This window comes from Pseudomonas sp. Z3-8, assembly GCF_051131975.1.
GTDB lineage: Bacteria > Pseudomonadota > Gammaproteobacteria > Pseudomonadales > Pseudomonadaceae > Aquipseudomonas.
Genome location: NZ_CP071643.1, coordinates 3,175,717 through 3,195,072 on the forward strand (window position 1 = coordinate 3,175,717; position 19,356 = coordinate 3,195,072).

The following is a 19,356-nucleotide window of genomic DNA, read 5'->3' on the forward strand; positions in this document are numbered from 1 at the left end:
TCGCTCCTACTCCTTAACCGCTTTGATCAAATGACTGTCGTCGATGGGTTGCGCCACTTTCCGGTACAACTCCGGCTCCCAGCGCTGCGCCGTGGTATCGCGCATCAGCCGCGCAACGCTGGCGTAGAGATCGTCCGCCAGCCATGACAACCCTCGCGATGCCAGCAGGTCGGCGGCAATCACCGTGGCGTAGCTACGCTGGCGCGGGGCGTCAGGGGTGGCATGCAGTTCCTGCAGACGCAGCAGCACCCGCTCAACGCCTTCAGTGTTGAGTTGGGCGGCCAGTTCGTCGCGCAGGCTGGCGTAATCCTGCACCGGGCTACCGGTGGTTTGCGCCTGATCGGCGCCGCTGATCCAGGCCCGGGTCTGCGCATCCACAAACGGCGTGCCGTCGCTGAAGCACAGCTCCAGCAGGGCCGGCAGGCGACAGACAAACCGCTCGCAGGTCTGGCGGATGGCGTCGGCCACTTGCTCCATCGCCAGGCGCGAGGCGACGTGGGCGGCCAGGTAGCTGCCGCGCAGCCAGTACGGTGAAGCGCAGACGCTTTTTTCGAGGCGCAGCAGCAGGTTCGGGTCCAGAGCGTTATGGTTCAGCGCATCTTGGTAACCATCGACGATATCCTTGGGCACGGCCGTCAATTCGGTACGACGGTCGCGAGTGATGGGAGGTGCAGTGCGCAAATGCGACCACAGGCCGTAGCGTCGTAATTGGTAGCCGGTAGGGTCGTAGAGGTCCTGCTGATTGATCTGCTCGGCCATGTTCAATACGGCGCGGCGTTGTTCACGCTCGTTGCTGGGCGCTTGCGGTTTGGGGCTGGGGGGAAAAGCTGACTCCAGCACGCTGCCTGAGGTGGCCGTACGAGCAGGCGCGGTAGCTACAACCGGCTCGCTGTATTTGTCCAGCTGACGTTGCAACGCATCCAGCGGCGCCGGATCGAGCTTGGCGCTTTCGACACAGCGTTGCAGCTTGGCCAGGGCCAATCCAGCCGCGGCTTGATAGGCAGGCGCAAAACTGCTGCGCTCCAGGGTCGGCAACACCTGCCCAAGGTCGCTCAGCAGGCGCTGCACCTGCTTGCGCTTGTTCAGATAGCCGGTAGGGCCGGGCTTGGGGTGGGCACTGCCCCAATACTGTTCAACCATGCCGGTGACCAAACCCAGGGCATCGGCCCAATGCGCCCATTGGCGAGTTCGCAGCCAGACCACTTGCAGATGGGCAACGATGCGCCAATGCTTGCACTGGGTCGCCAGATATTGGCGGGAGGCTTCGTCGATATACGCCCAATCGATATCGCCTTCGCGCAGGCCACCGAGCTTGACCATTTCCTGGTCGATGGCCTGGTAGGTTTCATCCTCGACATCAAAATGGCCGGCGGCTTGCTCGGGATCGATGGGCGTCAACAGCAGCTTGACGGTGTCCGCCGGCACGTCGATCACCAGCGACATACTTGGCGCTCCTGCTCGATCAGTTCGCCCAGCCCTTGAGCGTCGAATACCAGGCCGTGCAGCCTGGGATAGTCGCTTTCAAGTCTCAGGCGTTGGCCGCCGCCCATGTTGCGCAACAGGGAAATCGCCTGCAGCCCGCGCCCGGCGTCGACCACTAGGCCCGCGTCGTCCAGGACCTGCCACTGATAGGCTGCGGAGACCGGGCGCTCATCCTTGAACAACTGAATGCGAATCTTGTTGGGCTTCGCCGGCTCATCCAGCACCAGCTGCAGGCGGGAGATCTTCGACTCGCAACTGATGGCCAGATAGGGCCGAGGCGGCAACGCGCCCAGGGCCGGGGCGGAAATCACCAAGCGGGGTTGTTGGTCGTTGTCCGGCTCCGGGAATGACGACAGCAGGAAACGCTGATCATCGGGTGGACGCTTGACTTCATTGCGTTGGACCAGATCGACAATCGGCAGCACCCGGCCCAGGGCACGTGGTGCCGCTGGTGCGTGATGAATGGGCGTACCAGCGGCCAAATCAAAACACTCCAGCCGCTTCAAGGGCGAGACGATGGCCGGGCAATCTTGAGTCGCTGCCTGCAAGTCCATGAACACAACAATCGTCAAGCAGAACCCTGACTTCCATCCCAACCGCTTGTTGCGCATCCATATCTCCTGATACCCGAAAGTTGCATTCTCCAACCTTACAAGCGTCACCCAAGTTCTAATTGATAGGCAAGTAAAGGCGACCGACTTTCCTTCCAAATTACAATTTAAAGAGCCGTCCGTCAGACGCAAGCCAAATAGTATGCCGGGAAATAAACCCACGTAGAAACTGCGACTTTTCCTACATCCACGGCTTATAGACTTTTTCCTACATGACAAACCTTTAAATAGGTGCTTTTAATAAGAGAATTTCACGAAAAGGACTTTCCCATGTCGAAAACTCAGGGTTCTGTCGCGCCCAAAGAGCGCATCAATATCAAATATGTCCCGGCCACAGGCGACCAGACAGCGGAAGTGGAACTACCGCTGAAGTTATTGATTACCGGAGACTTCAGAGGTCATGGCGAACTGACCGCCCTTGAGGATCGGCAATCCACCCGAATTGACAAAGACACTTTTAATGACGTGCTGAGCAAAGCAGAAGTATCCGTAGACATGACAGTTCCGTCTGTTTTGAACAACGACCATGACACCGATTTAAATGTGCAGCTGCGATTCAAAAACATCAACGACTTCGGCCCCGACGCCGTCGCCCGCCAAGTACCGGAATTGAATAAGTTGTTGGAATTACGCGAGGCCCTGATTGCACTCAAAGGCCCGATGGGCAATGTCCCGGCCTTCCGCAAACACCTGCAAAGTCTGCTGACCGATGAAACCGCCCGTCAGCGTCTGGCCAGCGAGCTGAACCTGGTGCTCGACGCGCCCAACAACTGATTTGAACGCCCTTCTCAACGGAGTATTTCCCATGCCCATGGAAAGCGCCGCCGCCCAAGTATTGGTGGCTGACGAAACCCCGTCATTGCTCGACCAACTGCTGGCCAACACCACTATCCGGCCCTCGCAGGAAGGCTACGCGGTCGCCCGCCAAGGCGTGGCCGCGTTCATCTGCGAGATTCTGCAAAGCGGTGATCACCAGCAACCGGTGAACAAGCACCGGGTTGACCAGATGATTGCCGAAATCGACCGCGCCTTGAGCAAGCAAATGGATTTAATCCTGCACCAGCCGCAGTTCCAGCAACTGGAGTCGGCGTGGCGTGGGCTGAAGCTGCTGGTGGATCGCACCGATTTTCGCGAGAACATCAAGCTGGAGGTGTTGCACGTCACCAAGGAAGAACTGCTTGACGACTTCGACAACGCCGGTGACATCACCCGCAGCGGCTTGTACAAGCACGCCTACACCGCCGGCTACGGCCAGTTCGGTGGTGAGCCGATCGCGGCGATGATTGGCAATTACACCTTCGGCCCGTCGTCCCCGGACATGAAGCTGTTGAGCTACGTCGCCTCCGTGGGGGCCATGGCCCATGCACCGTTCGTGATGGCTGCCGGCCCTGAGTTCTTCAACCTCAAGAGCTATCAGGATCTGCCGTCGCTCAAGGAAGTCAGCGATATCTTTGAAGGCCCCGGCCACACCAAATGGCGCAGCCTGCGCGAGATGGAAGACTCCAAATACATTGCCGCAACGCTGCCGCGCTTTTTGCTGCGCTCGCCGTACGACGGGCTGGAGAACCCGATTCGCAGCTTCGGCTACAACGAAGCCGTCGATGGCAACCACGATAACTACCTATGGGGCAACACCGCGTTCCTGATGGCCTCACGCATCACCGACAGTTTCGCCCGCTACCGCTGGTGCCCGAACATCATCGGCCCACAATCCGGCGGCGCGGTGGACGACCTGCCGGTGCACCTGTACGAATCCCTCGGCCAACTGCAGGCCAAGATCCCCACCGAAGTGCTGATTTCCGACCGCAAGGAATTCGAGCTGGCCGAAGCCGGCTTCATCCCGCTGACCATGCGCAAGGACAGCGACAACGCGGCGTTCTTCTCCGCCAACTCGGTGCAAAAACCGAAGAACTTCCCCAAGACCCGCGAAGGCCAGGAAGCGCAGACCAACTACAAGCTCGGCACCCAGTTGCCGTACCTGTTCATCGTCAACCGCCTGGCCCACTACATCAAGGTGCTGCAACGCGAACAGATCGGCAGTTGGAAGGAACGCCAGGACCTGGAGCGCGAACTCAACACCTGGCTCAAGCAGTACATCGCCGATCAGGAAAACCCTTCCTCCGATGTACGCAGCCGTCGCCCTTTGCGGGCCGCACAAATCGTCGTGCAGGACGTGGCCGGCGACCCGGGCTGGTACCAGGTGTCGTTGGCGGTGCGCCCGCACTTCAAGTACATGGGCGCCAACTTCGAGATCTCGCTGGTCGGTCGGCTGGAGACTCAATAAGTGGGCGGCAGCCTGTTCGAACGCCTGGAACCCGATGCACCGCGCCACCACCCTGGCCGCGCGGATGAGCAGGCGCGCCAGCGCGTCGAGGCGATCAAACGACACTTGGAACAGGTGCTCAACTCACGTCAGGGCTGCTCGCAAAGCAGCCCTGAACTGGGCCTGCGCGATTTCAACGGCGTCACCCAGGCCAGCAGTGATCTGGTGGTGGCCATCAGCGCCGATATCCGGCGCTCGGTGGCGGCGTTTGAACCGCGCATCAAGGTCACGGGCGTGCGCTATCAGCCCGATCCGGACGTGCCGCTGGAGCTGAACTTTCGCCTCGATTGCCAGGTGCGGGTCAACCACAAGGAAGAACAGGTGCAGATCGAGGTGGCCATGCATGGCCACGACGGCTACACCCGAGTGAGATGAGGATGCGATGGACTTGAAACAACGCTTTGCCGAGGAGCTGCGCTACCTGCGCGAACTCGGCCGCGAGTTCGCCGAGGACAACCCGCAGCTGGCGCAGTTTCTCGGCGATCAGGCCGGCGATCCGGATGTGGAGCGGCTGCTGGAGGGTTTTGCCTTCCTCACCGCCAAACTCGGCATGAAGATCGACGACGATTTGCCGGAGCTGACCCGTCCGCTGTTGCAGATGCTTTGGCCCAACTACCTGCGGCCCCTGCCCAGCGCGACCATCATTCGCTTTGCACCACTGCCCGATGCGATCAGCCAACGCCAGACAATTCCCAAGGGCACGCCGTTGTTTGCAAAACCGGTGGATGGTATCTCCTGCGAGTTTCGCACCTGCACCGACGTTAATCTGTACCCGTTGGCGTTGCAGGCCGTCAGCGATGCCCACAGCCGCGAAGCCTCGACGCTGCGCATCGACCTCAACGTATTGACCCAACAACCACTCGACAGCCTTGAGTGCGATCAGTTGGATTTTCACCTCGGCGGCGACAATGCCACCGCACTGACGCTGTACCTGTGGCTGGCCCACTACCTCAAAAGCTTCACGCTGTACGTCGACAACACGCCTTATCGCCTGAACCCCGACGAGCTGGGCTTTCCCGGTTTCACCCCCGACGAGGCACTGCTGCCCTACCCGCGCAACGTGTTCGATGGCTATCGGATCCTGCAGGAATACTTTGTGTTCCCACAGCGATTCCACTTTTTCAGCCTGACCCGGCTTGCCAAGGTCTGGCCGGCCGTCAGTGCTGGACAGATTCGCTTCGAATTTCATTTCTCCCGACCGATGCCGGCCAATACGCACCTGCGCACAACAGACCTTCACTTGTTCTGTGCGCCGGCGGTCAACCTGTTCCGTCACGATGCCAACCCGATAGCCCTGGACGGCCGCAGCCCGGAACAGCGGATCAGCCCCAGCGGCAATCACCCGCAGGCCTATGAAATTTTCAGCGTCGACGACGTGGCCGGCTGGGATGCCGCCGACAAGGAGCGCAAGGGCGATCCGTTGCGGCGCTTTACCCCGTTCGAGTCGTTCCAGCATGAAATCGAACATGCACGGGGCCGCACCGCGCTGTACTTTCGCACGCATATCGAAGAATCCCATGGCCGCGAGGGCTTGCGTCATCGCATCGCCTTCGTGCGCGGCGATGAAAGCTTGTACATCGGCGAACATGAAACAGCGTCCATCGAACTGACCTGCACCAATCGCGATCTGCCCCAACTTCTGGGCGTGGGGGATGTATCACTGTCCACCGAAGTCACGCCGTCGTTTGCCACCTACACCAACCTGATCGCACCGACTCGCAGCTATCGGCCCGTGCTGGACAGCAGCCTGCACTGGACGCTGATTTCCAACCTGTCGCTGAACTACCTGTCGCTGCTGTCGGCCGAGCCGCTGAAGGCGGTGATCCGCGCCTATGACTTTGCCGCCCTGCACGATCTGCAACAGGCCCGTGCCACCCGCAAGCGCCTCAATGGCATCCAGGATGCGGTGACCACCCCCATCGACTGGCTGATGAAAGGCCAGCCGGTGCGCGGTGTGCAGACCCGCTTGCAACTGGACCAGAACGCTTTTCTCTGCGAGGGCGAGCTGTACCTGTTCGCCAGCGTGCTTTCGCACTTCTTCGCCCTGTACGCGAGCATCAATTCCTTCCATCGCCTGGAAGTGATCAATACCACCAACAACGAGCGTTATGAATGGCCACTGTTGACCGGCAGACAACCCGTGATCTAGCCGATGTGCTGCTGGCCGACGCGCGAAACTACTCGTTTCACCGTCTGCTGGAGCATTTGCACGCTTTGCATGGTGATGACTTGGAGGCGCAGCCCTTGAGTGCTGCGGCGCACCGTCGGGTACGCCTGCAAAGCCATGCGGGGTTGGGCTTTCCGGCTTCCGACGTGGTATTGGCCGCGCGGGTGGAAGAGGATGGCGAAGAAGTGCGCTACCGCTTGCAGACCAGTTTCTTCGGCCTGCACGGCACCGACTCGCCGCTGCCCGGTTATTACCTGGATCGCCTGGCCTACGAACAGGCCCAGGAGCGCGGGATTCGCCCAGCGTTTATGGATTTCTTCAATCACCGTTTGCTGACCCTCCTGCACAGCAGCTGGCGCAAGTACCGCTACTACATTCGCTTTCAGGCCGAGGCCAGCGACCGGTTTTCGCGTTATGTATTTTCCCTGATCGGGTTGAACGACAACGACCTACGCGGCGCCACACCACTGCCTTGGGGCCGTCTGCTGAGTTTTGCCGGCCTGATCGCCAGCCGCAGCCGCTCACCCTCGGTGGTGTCCGGCATTGTTGAACATTGCTTCGACCTGCATGGTGTGTACATCCGTGAATTCGAGGCGCGTTCGGTGAGCTTGCCGCAGCGTCAGCGTATGGCGTTGGGCAAGGCCAACGGCACCTTGGGCAACGACTTTGTGGTGGGTGACCGCAGCAAGACCCGCGCCAGCAAGTTCACCCTGGTAATTCCGAATCTGACTCAGGCGTGCTTTCGGCAGTTTTTGCCCAGCGGCGAGCAGTTCGGGCGGTTGCGCCAGTTGATAGATTTTCTGCTGCGCGATGCCACCGCCTACGACCTGGAACTGGGGTTGCGCGAAGAAGATGTCCCGCCCTTCAACCTGCTCCGCGACAGCGGCAGTCACTTGGGCTGGACCAGCTTCATCCAACACCAGGAACAACGTCTTCCCGCCGTGGTGCGGATTCGGGGGCGCGCATGAAGCTGAGCCTGGTTATCAGCAATCCTGCACAGCTGTTGCACGGCTATCTGCCCGCTCATCAATTTGGCCCACAGGGCGGCAGCATCGGCAGTGCCGCGGTGGATTGGCGCCTGGAAGATCGCCACAACAGCGTGCGGCCCAACCACTGCGACATCCGTGTCATCGAAGGACGGTTCTGCGTGATCGACCGCAGCGGCAGAACCTACGTCAACGGTCACGACCTGCCGCTTGAGCGTCATGTTGCAATAAGCCTCAACGACGGTGATCGGTTGCAGATCGGTGCGTATAAGGTCGCGGTTCAGCTGGGTGAGCACACCCCAGGACAGCATTCGCTCGATGAGCTTCTCGGCGGCCACCCCGAGGGCATGTACGTGTGGCGCCAGGAAGACCTGCCGAGTCGGCCGCCGACGGATAGACGACCAGCCACTTGCTCAGAATTCGAGCGCCTTTGCCAAGCCGTGGATTTATCCGAGCAAGGCGACCCGCTGCGAGCGATGAATGAAACGCCGCCACCCGAACCGCTGGCTGACCGTTGCGCGCCTGCACCCAAGCGCACCGTCAGCCTGTTCAGCACCCTGCGCCTGGGCACCCTGTTGCTCGCCTGCATGACCCTCGGCGGCTGCACCATGCTCGGCAAAATCGGCCAGGTGATCTGGACGCCGTCGATCCCAGTCGGCGGCCCCGACGACCTGCCCAGTCGCTACTCCCTGAGCCTGCACGCCAGCGACGACGTCAACCCACGCCTGACCAGCACCGGCACTGCACCGGATGAAGGCGCGAGCCGTTCGCCTTACACCCTCCACGTGCAAGCCACCAGCCCCCAAGCGCTGACGGACAAGGTGCAAACCCTGCTCAATCACCTCTACGAAAACGTGCCGGCCCAGTCGCCACTGAGCGAAGAACTAACGCCCCTCGTGCCGATGTCGCCCGTAGAAGACACGCTGCTGGGCGACTACGACGCCCAAGACGTGCGCCTGACCACCCCCTGGGGCAACCCGGCCATGCAGCACGTCGCCACGCCGATCGCCTTCAAGGTTTTACAGTTGACCGACGATTCGCTGCTGGTCAACGCAAGCCCCCAAGCCATGGCCGAGGACCTGAAAAAGACCTTGGGCAGCACCTACATCCGCGCCGACGACTACCTGCTCCAGCCCGGACAATTCAAGTTCGTCGATCTGCGCGCCCTGGATGAAGACACCCGCTTTATCGCGGTGATCGCCAACTACCACAGCAGCGAGGTCGGCCAGTGGAAACAGCGTCTTCGCGTCGAGCCCAAGGGCCGCCAGTACGCCGTGCTGGTGCAGTTGGATGCCGCCCAGGTCAGCCTCAAGGGAGAAACCCGATGACGCCCTTTCCAGCCGCTATTGCCCAGAGTAATTACCGATGAGTTCACGCAACCCCGTCATCTGGCATGAAGGTCTGTTCGTCAAGCCCCAGCACTTCCAGCAACAGGCCCGCGCCGCCGAAGCCGCCGTGCACCAGCGCTTGCACAGCCTGAACGACGCCCTCCATGGCTTCAGCGAGCTGGCGTTGAACGACGAGTACCTGAGCTTCGGCAAAATCGCCATTACCCGGGCACGCGGGATCATGCCTGACGGCAGTGTCTTCGACATTCCCCACGACCTGGCACCGCCCTCCCCGCTGGAGATCGCTGACGGCAGCGCCGTCGGCCAAATCGTCTACCTGGCCCTGCCGCTGCGCTCCAGCGGCGCACTCGAAGTGCGCTGGCCCGACCAGTACGGCAACAGCCGCTACATCGCCCGCCGGGAAGAAGTTCGTGATACCCACAGCGATGACGGCGATCAGGTCGGCATGGACCTGGCCGTGCCCAACCTGCAATTGATGCTCGAACGCAGCGACCGCAGTGCCTTCACCGGCGTCGCCCTGGGCAAGATCAAAGACAAGCGCCCGGATGGCAGCCTGGTGATGGACGAGCATTTCTACCCCACCAGCCTGTCCCTGCAAGCGGTGCCGGCGCTGCATGGCTATCTCGGTGAGGTGGCCGGGTTGATGCGCGAGCGAGCTAAAAATCTGGCCCAGCGTATCGGTTCACCGGGTCAGTCGGGGGTGGCTGACGTCAGCGACTTCAACCTGCTGCAAACCCTCAATCGCTTGTTCCCGTTGTTCCAGCACCTGGCCCGCCAACGTCAGGTTCACCCGGAACGGCTTTACATCGCACTGGCCCAGGCCTGCGGCGAACTGGTGACCTTCACCGATGAAGGTCACCTGCCCCAGGAATACCCGGCCTACCAGCACGACAACCTGCGCGAATCCTTCCAGCTTCTGGAACACACCCTGCGCCGTGCCCTGGGCACCGTGCTGCAACCGCGCGCGGTTTCGCTGCCGATTGTCGTTCAACAGTACGGCGTACGCACCGCTGCGTTGAACGACAAGTGCCTGCTGGACAACGCCGAATTCATCCTTGCCGTGCGCGCCGAACTGCCGGCGGAGACCCTGTGTCAGCAACTGCCCAAGCAGATCAAGATCACCTCCACCGAAGGGCTGGAGCAACTGGTCAGCCTGCAACTATCGGGTATTCCACTACGGCCGCTGCCGGTGGCGCCGCGGCACCTGCCGTTCCATGCCGGCTTCAGCTATTTCGAACTCGACCGCCACCATTCCGCCTGGCAAAGCCTGAGCAGCGGCAGCGGGTTTGGTTTTCATATCGCCGGCGAATTCCCGGAGCTGGAGTTGCAGTTCTGGGCGATCAGGAGTGAGAGAAATGAATGAAGCAACGTCCACCGAAACCACGCCACCTGCGAATACCAATCAGCTCTTGGGTTATTTGCAACAGGCGACCGGCAGCAAAGAACCTGAACCCGTTGAAGAGCAGGCCAAGCCAAAGCCACCCGTGCTGCTCGCCGACCCTGAATTCGACATCCGCGGCGCGGCCTGGAACCCGTTGTGCGATGCCGCCACGCCGCTGATCGGCCTGGTCATCCGCCTACGCCGTCTGGACCAGCACGACGACGTGCCCGCGCTGTACAAAAGCGTCAGCAACCAGATCACCACGATCATGGAAGAAGTCAGTCAGCTCGACTACGACGCCGGCATGCTCAAGGCCTACTCCTACAGCCTGTGCCTATTGATTGACGAGGTGGTCATGCGCACCACCTGGGGCAGGCTCTCCAGCTGGAGCGCACGCTCGTTGCTCAGCCAGTTCCACGGCGAAACCCAAGGCGGCGAAAGATTTTTCACCGTGATGAACAACATGATCCTCGAAGCGCCCCGGTATCAGCATGTGCTGGAGTTCATGTACCAGTGCCTGGTCTCCGGTCTCAAGGGCAAATACGGCGCCCATACCAAGGGCGATGAAGAAATACAGAAGATCATTACCCAACTGCACGGCCTGTTGCGCCCCTTGCGCGGCGAAACACCCAAGCGCCTGACCGACCCGCTGAAAAACGTCGCCCCTCGCAACTACCGGATCAAGCGCGCCTGGCCGTTGTGGATGCCATGGGCATTGGCCGCTGTCGTGCTGACTTGCGCCTACACGATCTATTCCATGCGCCTGAACCGCATCACCCAGGAAGTGCTCGCCTCCCTGGAACGGATTCTCAACCTGTAACCGATTTTCAGCGCGCTCATCCGAGCGCCTGCAAAGCCATGGCCGGTTGGCCATAACCCGCGACCTCATGGGGTCGTTCATTGATCGCGACAAGGAGTTTGTCATGCCAACACCTGCGTACATCAGCATCCACGGCCAGAGTCAGGGCCACATCACCAAGGGTGCGTTCACCGCCGACTCGGTGGGCAACGTCTATGTGGAAGGCCACGAAGACGAAATCCTAGCCCAGGAAATCGACCATCAGATCACCACGCCTACCGACCCGCAAAGCGGTCAGCCTGCCGGCCAGCGCGTGCATAAACCGCTGATTTTTACCAGCGCCCTGAGCAAAGCCTCGCCCATGCTCTACCAGGCACTGGCCACCGGCGAAATGCTGCCAACCGTTGAAGTGAAGTGGTTCCGCACCTCGGGCGACGGCAAGCAGGAGCACTTCTTCACCACCAAGCTCGAAGACGCCACTGTCGTCGAAATCCACACCGTGCTGCCCCATGCGCAGGACAGCGACAACGCCAACTACACCCAACTGATCAAGACCAGCCTGGCTTATCGCAAGGTCAGTTGGAGCCATGTGGTGGCCGGTACCGAAGCTTCGGATGACTGGCGCAAGCCGGCTTAAGCGCCAACCGACACGTTTCGCCGCACAGGCGGCGGAGTGTTCACTGAATCAATATTTATGAGGAGGCCCTATGCCTGCCGTCGTTCTGGTCGGTCACGACCATGATTGCCCATTGTGTGGACCCACCACTGTGGAAAGTGGATCGGAGAATTTCAAAGTCAATGGGCGAGCCATCGCCCGTGTTGGCGACACGCTCAGCTGCGGCGCCGTGATCACCAGCGGCTCGCCCTTGATGACCGTCAATGGGCAGCCAGTAGCCCGTGTCGGCGATACCACCGATCACGATGGAAAATTGGAAAACGGTGATATCAGCTGGTTGATCGACTGACATTTACACTCTCGACAAGGAGGCCCCATGCCCCGTCAAAGCGACCTTCGCTACACCTTCGAACCGCTGCGGGGCGATCCCTTCGAAGTGGTTTCTTTCACCCTTGAAGAAGGCCTCTCCCAGCCGTTCAAACTGGAACTGGAACTGGTCAGCCACCACCCGGCTATCGACTTCTTCCGCATGCTCGATCTGGCCGCGTTATTTACCATTTGGCGCAACGACACCCCGGTGCGCTACGTCCACGGTTTGGTCAGCCTGTTCCAACAGGGCGACACCGGCTTTCGCCGCACCCGCTACAGCGCCGTAGTCGAACCGACATTGGCGCGTTTCAATCTGCGTTCCAACTGGCGTATTTTTCAGGGCCAGACGGTGCCCGACATCATCACCAGCGTGCTGGCGGAGCAAAAGCTGACCGACATCCGCACTGAAATCTGCTTCGAGCACCAACCCCGCGAATACTGCGTACAGGCCGGCGAAACAGACCTCGATTTCATCACCCGCCTCGCCGCCGAAGAAGGCTTGGTCTACACCTTCGAACACCGGGCCGACGGCCATACGCTGTGGCTCACCGACCGCGTCGGCGGCCTCGGCACCATCGGTACTCACACCGATTGCCCAGTGACTTACCAATCGATGAGTGGCGGCGACGCCCTGGAACCGGCACTGACCCGCTTCCACTACACCGAACAAGTACGCACTGCCGTGCAGGTACAGCGCGACTACACCTTCACCCACCCGCGCTACAACCAGCAGCACACCGCCACCGGCAACCAGGACCTGAACAACCAGCACAAAGACTACGAACGCTACGACTACCCCGGGCGCTATAAGCGCGACATCGCCGGCAAGCCCTTCACCAAGACCCGCCTGGCGGCGCTGCGCAACGACGCCAAGCTGGCCCATGTGGAAGGCGACGATGAACGCCTGCAACCGGGATTGGCGTTCGACCTCAACGATCATCCCCGTGAGGACTTCAATGATCGCTGGCGCACCATTGCCATCAAGCATGAAGGCAAACAGCACACCAGCTTGCAGGACGAATCGTTTGGGAGCGGCCTCGGTACCTCTTACACGTTGAAGGCCAGCGCCATCCGCTGGACCTCGGATTGGAAAGCACCGCTGCGCGACAAACCCTGCATCGACGGCCCGCAGATCGCCACAGTGGTCGGGCCGCCGGGAGAAGAGATTTATTGCGATGAATGGGGCCGGGTCAAGGTGCAGTTCCCGTGGGATCGTTCGGATAAAAACAACGACCAGAGTTCGTGCTGGATTCGAGTGGCCCAAGGCTGGGCCGGTGCGACCTGGGGTGCCATGGCCGTGCCTCGGATAAATCAGGAACTGATCATCAGCTTTTTGGATGGCGATCCTGACCAACCGATCGCCACGGGACGGACCTACCGCCAAACCAATTTACCGCCGTACGAGCTGCCCAAACACAAAACGCGGATGACCATCAAAAGCCGCACCCATAAGGGTTCTGGCTTCAATGAGCTGCGTTTTGAGGATGAGCTGGGCCACCAGGAAGTGTTCATCCACGCCGAGAAAGACAAGAACGTCCACATCAAAAACAACAACGGCATCTTCGTCGGCAACGACCGTAAGGAACGGGTTGAGCACAACGAAACCGTGTCCATCGGCGACCACCGCACCGAGGACGTCGGCCAGAACGAAACCATCAGCATCGGTGCCAATCGCAGCGTGACCATCGGCGGCAACAAGGCCGAGACCATCAAGCTGGCTAAAGCAGAAACCATTGGTTTGGCCAAGGCGCTGACCATTGGCGCGGCGTACCAGACCAGCGTCGGCGCCGCCATGAACACCACCGTGGGCCTGAGCCAGAGCGAGCAGATCGGCATCCACAAATCAGTGGCGGTGGGCAAGACATTCACCATCGACGCCGGGGATGAATTCAAGGTCACGGTGGGCAAATCCACGCTGGTGATGAAGTCCGACGGCACCGTGCTGATCAACGGCCGTACCTTCGATTTCAGCGCCAGCGGCGCCGTGCAGATCAACGGCAAAGACGTCGATATCAACTGAGGGGCGGACATGGAGTTTCGTAATCTGACGCCCTTCGATGCGTTGTGCTTTAGCGCGCTGGGCATGGACGATCAAGAGTACCCGGTGCTGGTCATGAAAGTGGGCTATCGGTTGTTGCCTATAGACGGGCAACCGGGGCAATTTCGCGCCGAAGTGATGGATGAGGATCCACTGGCGCTGTGCACCGCTGATCGCTACTACGGCGAGGAAGGGTCAAGCAGCGTCTGCGAGGAAAGCGACCTGGCGCCGTTCAAACCTCGTTGTGATGTGATCGTGGTCGGCAATGCCTATGCGCCCCAAGGCCAACCGACCGCACGCTGGACTGCTGGCCTGCGCATCAGTGCGCCAGTGCCACCACTGCCCCATGTGGACGTGCCGCTGCCGACGCCGCTGAGCCCCGGCGAACGGTTAACCGAGTATCAACTGGCCGCGTGGCAAACCGCCCGGCAAGAAGCTTTTAAGCGCCGGGCCGAAGCGCCGACACGCCATAACTTGTTGGACAAGTACCTGAAATTCACTGGCCCTCGGCAGTTCAACCACAGCCTGTTTGGTGGCTGGCAACTGACCGAACCGCAACCGGCCACCTTGGTGTCTCTGCGCTGGGAATATGCCTTCGGGGGCAGCAGCGTAGTCATCAACCCCGAACATGCGGTTGATGAAAACACGCCACCCTACCTGCTCAACGAGGTGTGCTACAGCAACCCGCTGGGCCGGGGCTGGATCGAAAAGCGCCAGGAAGATCTGGGCTATCAACTGGACAAACCACTACGCGAATTGCCTGCGCCGCAGATCGAACTCATCGACCAACCGGTGTGGCGCCTCGAGCGGGCCAAACATCCCGAGGGCGAACTCGACGCCAACGGCATGGCGCAGGTCGCGGCCAGCTACAAAAATCAGCCCGCCGGATTTGGCGTGGTGGGCCGTACCTGGGCTCCGCGCCTGCCCTTGGCCGGGTGCTATGACGAAACCTGGCAGCGCGAACGCTGGCCGGGCTTGCCACGGGATTTCGACTTTGCCTACTGGAACGGCGCGCCGATCGACCAACAGATCGAATTCCCGCCGCCTGTGTTTCGCCTGGAACTGTCCAACCTGACTGATCCGACGCTAACGCCCGACGGCACGTTGTGCGTCGAACTGCCCGGCCACCGCCCCTTTGTACTGTTGCGCCTACGCAACGGCGCCATGCTGCCGCTGCCCATGCTCACCGACACCCTACGCATCGACACCGAAGCCATGACCTTGGCGCTGACCCACCGCATCAGCCTGCCCAACCACCTGGGCATCCGCGTCCTTGAAGCGCGCTTCGAGACCGATCCGAGCGCACCGCTGATCAAGCGCACAGCCAAGGAGGTGCTCTGACATGGCCGATAACGTGATCGCCCGCCAGCAGGACAAATGGAAGGTCATCAGCATCGTCCCGGATGTATGCAAAACCCCGATGGGCAGCGCCATCCCGCCCGTGCCTTACCCGGTGACTGCCGAACTGAAAACTGCCACCGGCGTGGCCAAGTCGGTAAGGGCCAACGGTAAACCGCTGGTGGTGTTCAACAAAAGCCTGGTGCCCAGCACCAACGGCGATGGTGCTGGCGCCGCTAAAGGCATCAAGAGCAACACCGTGGGCGGCAAGTGCTACCCGTTGGCGAAGAGCAGCAGCGTCCGCGCCGAAGGCAAATTGTTGGTGCGTCATGGCGACATGTTCTGGATGAACGGGAGCTAGTCCATGACCGAGCCACTAAACATCAGCATCAACAAATCCTTCGTGCCTTATGGCGGAAAGGTCTTCGCTAGTTTTGAGAACGGCTGGGGCGTGACTGTTCAGGTCTATGAAGGAGAGACGCTTCTGACCCAGCAGGAAATGACCTATGCCGAGTATGTGGCGTTGCAGAAAGAAGCACTGCCTGTTCCGCTGCCAGACTACCCTGACCCACGCCTGAATAGAACTCCCGGTGGGACGAACGCAAACGGCAATACCATCGGCCGAGTAGTAGGAGAGACAGCACCCGCTACGGTCCCCGCCTCGCAGGCCAATCCGCCGATAAAGGCCGAAACGGATACAGAAAAAGGCTGGTGGAATAGCGCAAGCCCGTGGGTTCACGGCGGCTTCGATGTGTTGGGCTTCGTGCCTGGAGTGGGGGTTATCCCGGATCTGATCAACGCCGGGATCTATGCGGCTGAGGGTGATGCGATCAATGCAGGCCTGTCTGCGACAGCAGCTATACCCTTTGCCGGAGATGCAATAAAAGGAAGTTTGCTAATAGCAAAGGCGGGAAAAAAAACAGGCGTGCCCGCACAAAAAATCAACGTCGCAGGCACCGCAAAAAAAGATACGAACGGAGGGAAAGTTTTCGGTAATGAAAAATGCCTACTACGCCCATATCGACCAAACAAATGTGCCAAAGGATTAGCAGGACACCACGTTGTACCTGATCGTGCATTCAGATTGGGAGGGCGCGAAAAGAAAATACGAAATCAAATACCCGGCGGACTCTCTGAAGCAGAAGGTCTGGTTATTTGCGTGAACCCAACTCAGCACAACAAAATTCACAGTTTTTACGACAAGGCTGAAACAGTTCTTGGTCTTTCAAAAACCCCCCAAGGCACTGCAAGTCTGTTGGAACTTGAAATATTGGGTTCGGGAGCGGCCTCAAAATTCACAGGATGCAATAAGGGCTTGCTTCAAGCTCAACTTCGTGCATACCACGAACTTCAAGAGCTGGACCACAGCTTCAAAGTGCGCGCTGACAAAAATGGAAATCTAGCACGCAAATCGCCTCCAGGTTCACTGGGAAAGCTCTCAAATGGTGAGTTTTAAATCATGAAAAAACATTCAAAAAACGACATTATAATGACCACAGGCTGTGCAATAAACAAAGACATGTACTACATGTCCTGCTCCTTTAGTGACTTTTCCATAGACGAGTCATACTCAAGACTCTTTTTTTACCAGCATAAAACCAAGGACAAATGGTTCTACCATGACAGACCCGAATGGCGAGTGGTTTCAACCTGCTTTCAACCCGAAACTAACGATAAGCCACGGATGGTATATGCATTAAGCGAAGAAGGAGACGTGGAGATATTGAGTAGGGCAAAAACAACAATAGACAAAATCAAAGACGCCGGGCTTCTGCCAACAAGCATGCTTTACGGATACGTCAACAAGATAAAATACATAGATGGTGCTCTTTATGTTTGTGGACACCAGTGCCAAATTTATAGAAAAACCTTCACCAATTGGGAGCATATCGACCATGATATTCTCCAAGTCACTCCATCGCCGACCGAAGCCGAAAATCTTACTATAGAAGATAAATTCAATCTGTACATAAATCACGTCACCAGTCTTTCTGATATAACCGGAAGCAGCAAAGACAACATATATACCGTAGGAACCACCGGGTTCATTGCTCATTACAACGGAGGAATGTGGAATAAACTAAAACAAATCACTGCGGCCGACCTGCACGCCATATACATAGACAAAAACAATATGTCATGGATAGTCGGGAGCCGAGGAACCATATTATCCGGCAACCACATCATAGGATTTAGAGCAATAACAAGAAAAACGCTTGATGTGGATTTCCATGCAATTACCGAGTTCAATGGCAGTTTCTATATCGGTGCCAGCGATGGCATTTATAGAATGACAAACCTAAACATTGAAAAAGAACCGATAACAGCCCAACATGTTTCCTCAGTAGATTCAACCGACGGCGTGCTCTGGGCTCTCTCGGCATACAAATTAATACGCTTCGATGGCAGTATCTGGGAAGAGTTCAAACATATCGATAACTAACCTCGCACAAAAAAATAGCCAAAACCGTACCCATAAAGGCCCACTAGAGCCTCGATGAAATGCACGGCTCGGAGCTCGAACTCGTTATGGGTGGTAGCGCAGAACTGGAAGTCTCCGCCGCCTGGACAAAGATGGGACGGAGAAGAAAAAACGAACGTTAAACTCAAAAAAATGCTGAGACTGAAAATGATCGTTGAATTTTAAAAGGAGTCACAAAGCTATACTTAAAATCTTTAGATAAAGCCGGCTTACCAAGCCGACAGCACCCTACCCCAACAGGAAGTACGCACCGTCTCGCTGGCCGACGCCCGTACCTTGCAGGTCAAGGACATCAAAGGCGCCGTGGTGCTGTTGCCCGACAGCCGTCGGCACAACATTGAAGCGGCCACCTTGTCTGTGACCTATTGGCCCGATCGCGACATTCACGATGCCTATGCAGAGCTCATCTTGATGGACAGTTTGTAAACCACAGCCGATGGCGCAACTGGCGTACTCATTCGTCAACTTTTTTATGGCAACCATCGCTGCTCGTCACCAACAGTGAGTCCACCTACTGGTTACCTGCTGCCCGCTCGACAAGCCAAAAATCACAAACAGCTCTCACCCCGAACTGGAACTCTCCATCATGTTATTCACAGCACCTCTTCTCGACAAACCTGCTCCTGGCTGGAAGCACGATCTGCCGGGACCAAACGAGTCGCCCTCTATTGAACCGTACCCTTCAGTACTCTCGAATCCACCCAACCATGTTAGCAACGCGTATCTCGAACTGGCACGCGCCACGATGAGAATGCGTGGGGTTGGTGTTTGGTTAACTCCTTTTATGTTCTTGCTTTCTCAGATCGCCCCCTTCACTTTGATCGCATACATATTGAAGGAGGGTACGCCCCCTTTCATTCCTAGCTTTTTTTTACTCTTGGGTTTTATTGTTGCCCTGTGGGCAGGTATCTATTTCTGGAGAATGGACACCGCCGCCCCCCGCGACGAACCCATCCGCTTCAACCGCTTGCGGCGCAAAGTCTATGTCTACCGCTTCCACCACGACGGCCTCAGGCCCTTCAGCCGCTGCGCCTGGGGCGTACGGACCGAAGTCTATGACTGGGATGATCTGCGCGCCGAAGCTTGCAGCGTATACGGCCCCATGGGCAGTGGCGGCCTCATCGAAACTGTCACTCTTGCCGTGGTGAAACCTGGCACCCACCACGTGATCGATCGCTTTCATTTCGCCCACGAGATCCAACAAGGCGAAATGTACTGGGCCATGGCCCAACTCTTCATGCAGCAAGGCCCGCAAGCCCTGCCGACCTTCTCCCGCCCACCTCGCGACTGGAACAACGAAGACGTGACCTTAAACCTCGCGCGCCGCTTGGCACCCAAGGTGCGATGGCCAACGGAAATAGACCTGGAGTCACGCACCGCGCCCTGAATACAAGTCATCAACCGAAGCAGCTCAT

19 protein-coding genes are annotated in these 19,356 nt (G+C 58.8%); 17 read left to right on the forward strand and 2 right to left on the reverse strand.

What is annotated here, in order from left to right; genetic code table 11:
• Window positions 1-6: 6 nt before the first annotated feature.
• The gene (gene tssA / locus J3P94_RS14525) at window positions 7-1,443 is read right to left on the reverse strand and encodes a type VI secretion system protein TssA (RefSeq protein ID WP_434568494.1); all 1,437 of its coding nucleotides are present in this window, start codon (window positions 1,441-1,443) and stop codon (window positions 7-9) included.
• Window positions 1,431-2,093 carry a type VI secretion system-associated protein VasI gene (gene vasI / locus J3P94_RS14530; protein WP_434568495.1) on the reverse strand — a complete coding sequence of 221 codons (663 nt, stop codon included), beginning with the start codon at window positions 2,091-2,093 and terminating at the stop codon, window positions 1,431-1,433. The genes tssA and vasI overlap by 13 nt, the downstream gene beginning before the upstream one ends.
• Window positions 2,094-2,363: 270 nt before the next feature.
• Between vasI and tssB the strand changes: the two genes are divergently transcribed.
• The 17 genes from tssB (at window position 2,364) to J3P94_RS14615 (ending at window position 19,328) form a co-directional block, all read left to right on the forward strand.
• Window positions 2,364-2,867 carry a type VI secretion system contractile sheath small subunit gene (gene tssB / locus J3P94_RS14535; RefSeq protein WP_434568496.1) on the forward strand — a complete coding sequence of 168 codons (504 nt, stop codon included), beginning with the start codon at window positions 2,364-2,366 and terminating at the stop codon, window positions 2,865-2,867.
• A gap of 37 nt (window positions 2,868-2,904) precedes the next feature.
• Complete coding sequence (gene tssC / locus J3P94_RS14540) at window positions 2,905-4,377, forward strand: type VI secretion system contractile sheath large subunit (protein ID WP_434574177.1); 1,473 nt, start codon at window positions 2,905-2,907, stop codon at window positions 4,375-4,377.
• Window positions 4,378-4,791 (forward strand): type VI secretion system baseplate subunit TssE, encoded by a 414-nt coding sequence (tssE, locus tag J3P94_RS14545; protein ID WP_434568497.1) that lies wholly within the window; start codon window positions 4,378-4,380, stop codon window positions 4,789-4,791. It begins immediately after the preceding gene.
• Window positions 4,792-4,798: 7 nt separating this feature from the next.
• A complete protein-coding gene (gene tssF / locus J3P94_RS14550) occupies window positions 4,799-6,565 on the forward strand; it encodes a type VI secretion system baseplate subunit TssF (RefSeq protein WP_434568498.1) in 1,767 nt (588 codons plus the stop codon).
• Window positions 6,529-7,551, forward strand: a complete 1,023-nt coding sequence (tssG, locus tag J3P94_RS14555) for a type VI secretion system baseplate subunit TssG (RefSeq protein WP_434568499.1) — start codon at window positions 6,529-6,531, stop codon at window positions 7,549-7,551. Before tssF ends, tssG begins: the two co-directional genes overlap by 37 nt.
• Entirely contained in the window at window positions 7,548-8,897 is a 1,350-nt protein-coding gene (tssJ, locus tag J3P94_RS14560; protein WP_434568500.1) for a type VI secretion system lipoprotein TssJ, read from the forward strand. Before tssG ends, tssJ begins: the two co-directional genes overlap by 4 nt.
• Before the next feature lie 37 nt (window positions 8,898-8,934).
• Window positions 8,935-10,281: a type VI secretion system baseplate subunit TssK gene (gene tssK / locus J3P94_RS14565; protein WP_434568501.1), complete on the forward strand. Its 1,347-nt coding sequence runs from the start codon at window positions 8,935-8,937 to the stop codon at window positions 10,279-10,281.
• On the forward strand, window positions 10,274-11,119 hold the full coding sequence (gene icmH / locus J3P94_RS14570) for a type IVB secretion system protein IcmH/DotU (protein ID WP_434568502.1): 846 nt from the start codon (window positions 10,274-10,276) through the stop codon (window positions 11,117-11,119). Before tssK ends, icmH begins: the two co-directional genes overlap by 8 nt.
• A gap of 103 nt (window positions 11,120-11,222) precedes the next feature.
• Window positions 11,223-11,735, forward strand: a complete 513-nt coding sequence (locus J3P94_RS14575) for an Hcp family type VI secretion system effector (protein WP_305494694.1) — start codon at window positions 11,223-11,225, stop codon at window positions 11,733-11,735.
• A gap of 70 nt (window positions 11,736-11,805) precedes the next feature.
• Window positions 11,806-12,063, forward strand: coding sequence for a PAAR domain-containing protein (locus tag J3P94_RS14580; protein ID WP_434568503.1), 258 nt, complete (start codon window positions 11,806-11,808; stop codon window positions 12,061-12,063).
• Between the two features lie 27 nt (window positions 12,064-12,090).
• The gene (locus tag J3P94_RS14585) at window positions 12,091-14,103 is read left to right on the forward strand and encodes a type VI secretion system Vgr family protein (RefSeq protein ID WP_434568504.1); all 2,013 of its coding nucleotides are present in this window, start codon (window positions 12,091-12,093) and stop codon (window positions 14,101-14,103) included.
• Between the two features lie 9 nt (window positions 14,104-14,112).
• Window positions 14,113-15,462, forward strand: a complete 1,350-nt coding sequence (locus J3P94_RS14590) for a DUF2169 family type VI secretion system accessory protein (RefSeq protein WP_434568505.1) — start codon at window positions 14,113-14,115, stop codon at window positions 15,460-15,462.
• A 1-nt stretch (window position 15,463) separates the two neighbouring features.
• Window positions 15,464-15,820 (forward strand): DUF4150 domain-containing protein, encoded by a 357-nt coding sequence (locus tag J3P94_RS14595; protein ID WP_434568506.1) that lies wholly within the window; start codon window positions 15,464-15,466, stop codon window positions 15,818-15,820.
• A 3-nt stretch (window positions 15,821-15,823) separates the two neighbouring features.
• Window positions 15,824-16,915, forward strand: coding sequence for a hypothetical protein (locus J3P94_RS14600; protein ID WP_434568507.1), 1,092 nt, complete (start codon window positions 15,824-15,826; stop codon window positions 16,913-16,915).
• 3 nt (window positions 16,916-16,918) lie between these two features.
• Window positions 16,919-17,902, forward strand: a complete 984-nt coding sequence (locus J3P94_RS14605) for a hypothetical protein (RefSeq protein ID WP_434568508.1) — start codon at window positions 16,919-16,921, stop codon at window positions 17,900-17,902.
• Window positions 17,903-18,217: 315 nt separating this feature from the next.
• Window positions 18,218-18,367: a hypothetical protein gene (locus tag J3P94_RS14610; RefSeq protein ID WP_434568509.1), complete on the forward strand. Its 150-nt coding sequence runs from the start codon at window positions 18,218-18,220 to the stop codon at window positions 18,365-18,367.
• A gap of 160 nt (window positions 18,368-18,527) precedes the next feature.
• Window positions 18,528-19,328 carry a DUF6708 domain-containing protein gene (locus J3P94_RS14615; protein ID WP_434568510.1) on the forward strand — a complete coding sequence of 267 codons (801 nt, stop codon included), beginning with the start codon at window positions 18,528-18,530 and terminating at the stop codon, window positions 19,326-19,328.
• Window positions 19,329-19,356 lie beyond the last annotated feature (28 nt).

Excerpts from the sequence above, each read along its gene's own strand:
- J3P94_RS14575 (WP_305494694.1), top strand. The coding sequence starts at position 11,223 with ATGCCAACACCTGCGTACATCAGCATCCACGGCCAGAGTCAGGGCCAC.
- J3P94_RS14580 (WP_434568503.1), top strand. The coding sequence starts at position 11,806 with ATGCCTGCCGTCGTTCTGGTCGGTCACGACCATGATTGCCCATTGTGT.
- tssF (WP_434568498.1), top strand. The coding sequence starts at position 4,799 with ATGGACTTGAAACAACGCTTTGCCGAGGAGCTGCGCTACCTGCGCGAA.
- tssG (WP_434568499.1), top strand. The coding sequence starts at position 6,529 with ATGGCCACTGTTGACCGGCAGACAACCCGTGATCTAGCCGATGTGCTG.
- tssB (WP_434568496.1), top strand. The coding sequence starts at position 2,364 with ATGTCGAAAACTCAGGGTTCTGTCGCGCCCAAAGAGCGCATCAATATC.
- icmH (WP_434568502.1), top strand. The coding sequence starts at position 10,274 with ATGAATGAAGCAACGTCCACCGAAACCACGCCACCTGCGAATACCAAT.
- J3P94_RS14590 (WP_434568505.1), top strand. The coding sequence starts at position 14,113 with ATGGAGTTTCGTAATCTGACGCCCTTCGATGCGTTGTGCTTTAGCGCG.
- J3P94_RS14615 (WP_434568510.1), top strand. The coding sequence starts at position 18,528 with ATGTTATTCACAGCACCTCTTCTCGACAAACCTGCTCCTGGCTGGAAG.
- tssA (WP_434568494.1), bottom strand. The coding sequence starts at position 1,443 with ATGTCGCTGGTGATCGACGTGCCGGCGGACACCGTCAAGCTGCTGTTG.
- J3P94_RS14605 (WP_434568508.1), top strand. The coding sequence starts at position 16,919 with ATGAAAAAACATTCAAAAAACGACATTATAATGACCACAGGCTGTGCA.
- vasI (WP_434568495.1), bottom strand. The coding sequence starts at position 2,093 with ATGCGCAACAAGCGGTTGGGATGGAAGTCAGGGTTCTGCTTGACGATT.
- tssJ (WP_434568500.1), top strand. The coding sequence starts at position 7,548 with ATGAAGCTGAGCCTGGTTATCAGCAATCCTGCACAGCTGTTGCACGGC.
- tssK (WP_434568501.1), top strand. The coding sequence starts at position 8,935 with ATGAGTTCACGCAACCCCGTCATCTGGCATGAAGGTCTGTTCGTCAAG.
- J3P94_RS14585 (WP_434568504.1), top strand. The coding sequence starts at position 12,091 with ATGCCCCGTCAAAGCGACCTTCGCTACACCTTCGAACCGCTGCGGGGC.
- J3P94_RS14600 (WP_434568507.1), top strand. The coding sequence starts at position 15,824 with ATGACCGAGCCACTAAACATCAGCATCAACAAATCCTTCGTGCCTTAT.
- J3P94_RS14595 (WP_434568506.1), top strand. The coding sequence starts at position 15,464 with ATGGCCGATAACGTGATCGCCCGCCAGCAGGACAAATGGAAGGTCATC.
- tssC (WP_434574177.1), top strand. The coding sequence starts at position 2,905 with ATGGAAAGCGCCGCCGCCCAAGTATTGGTGGCTGACGAAACCCCGTCA.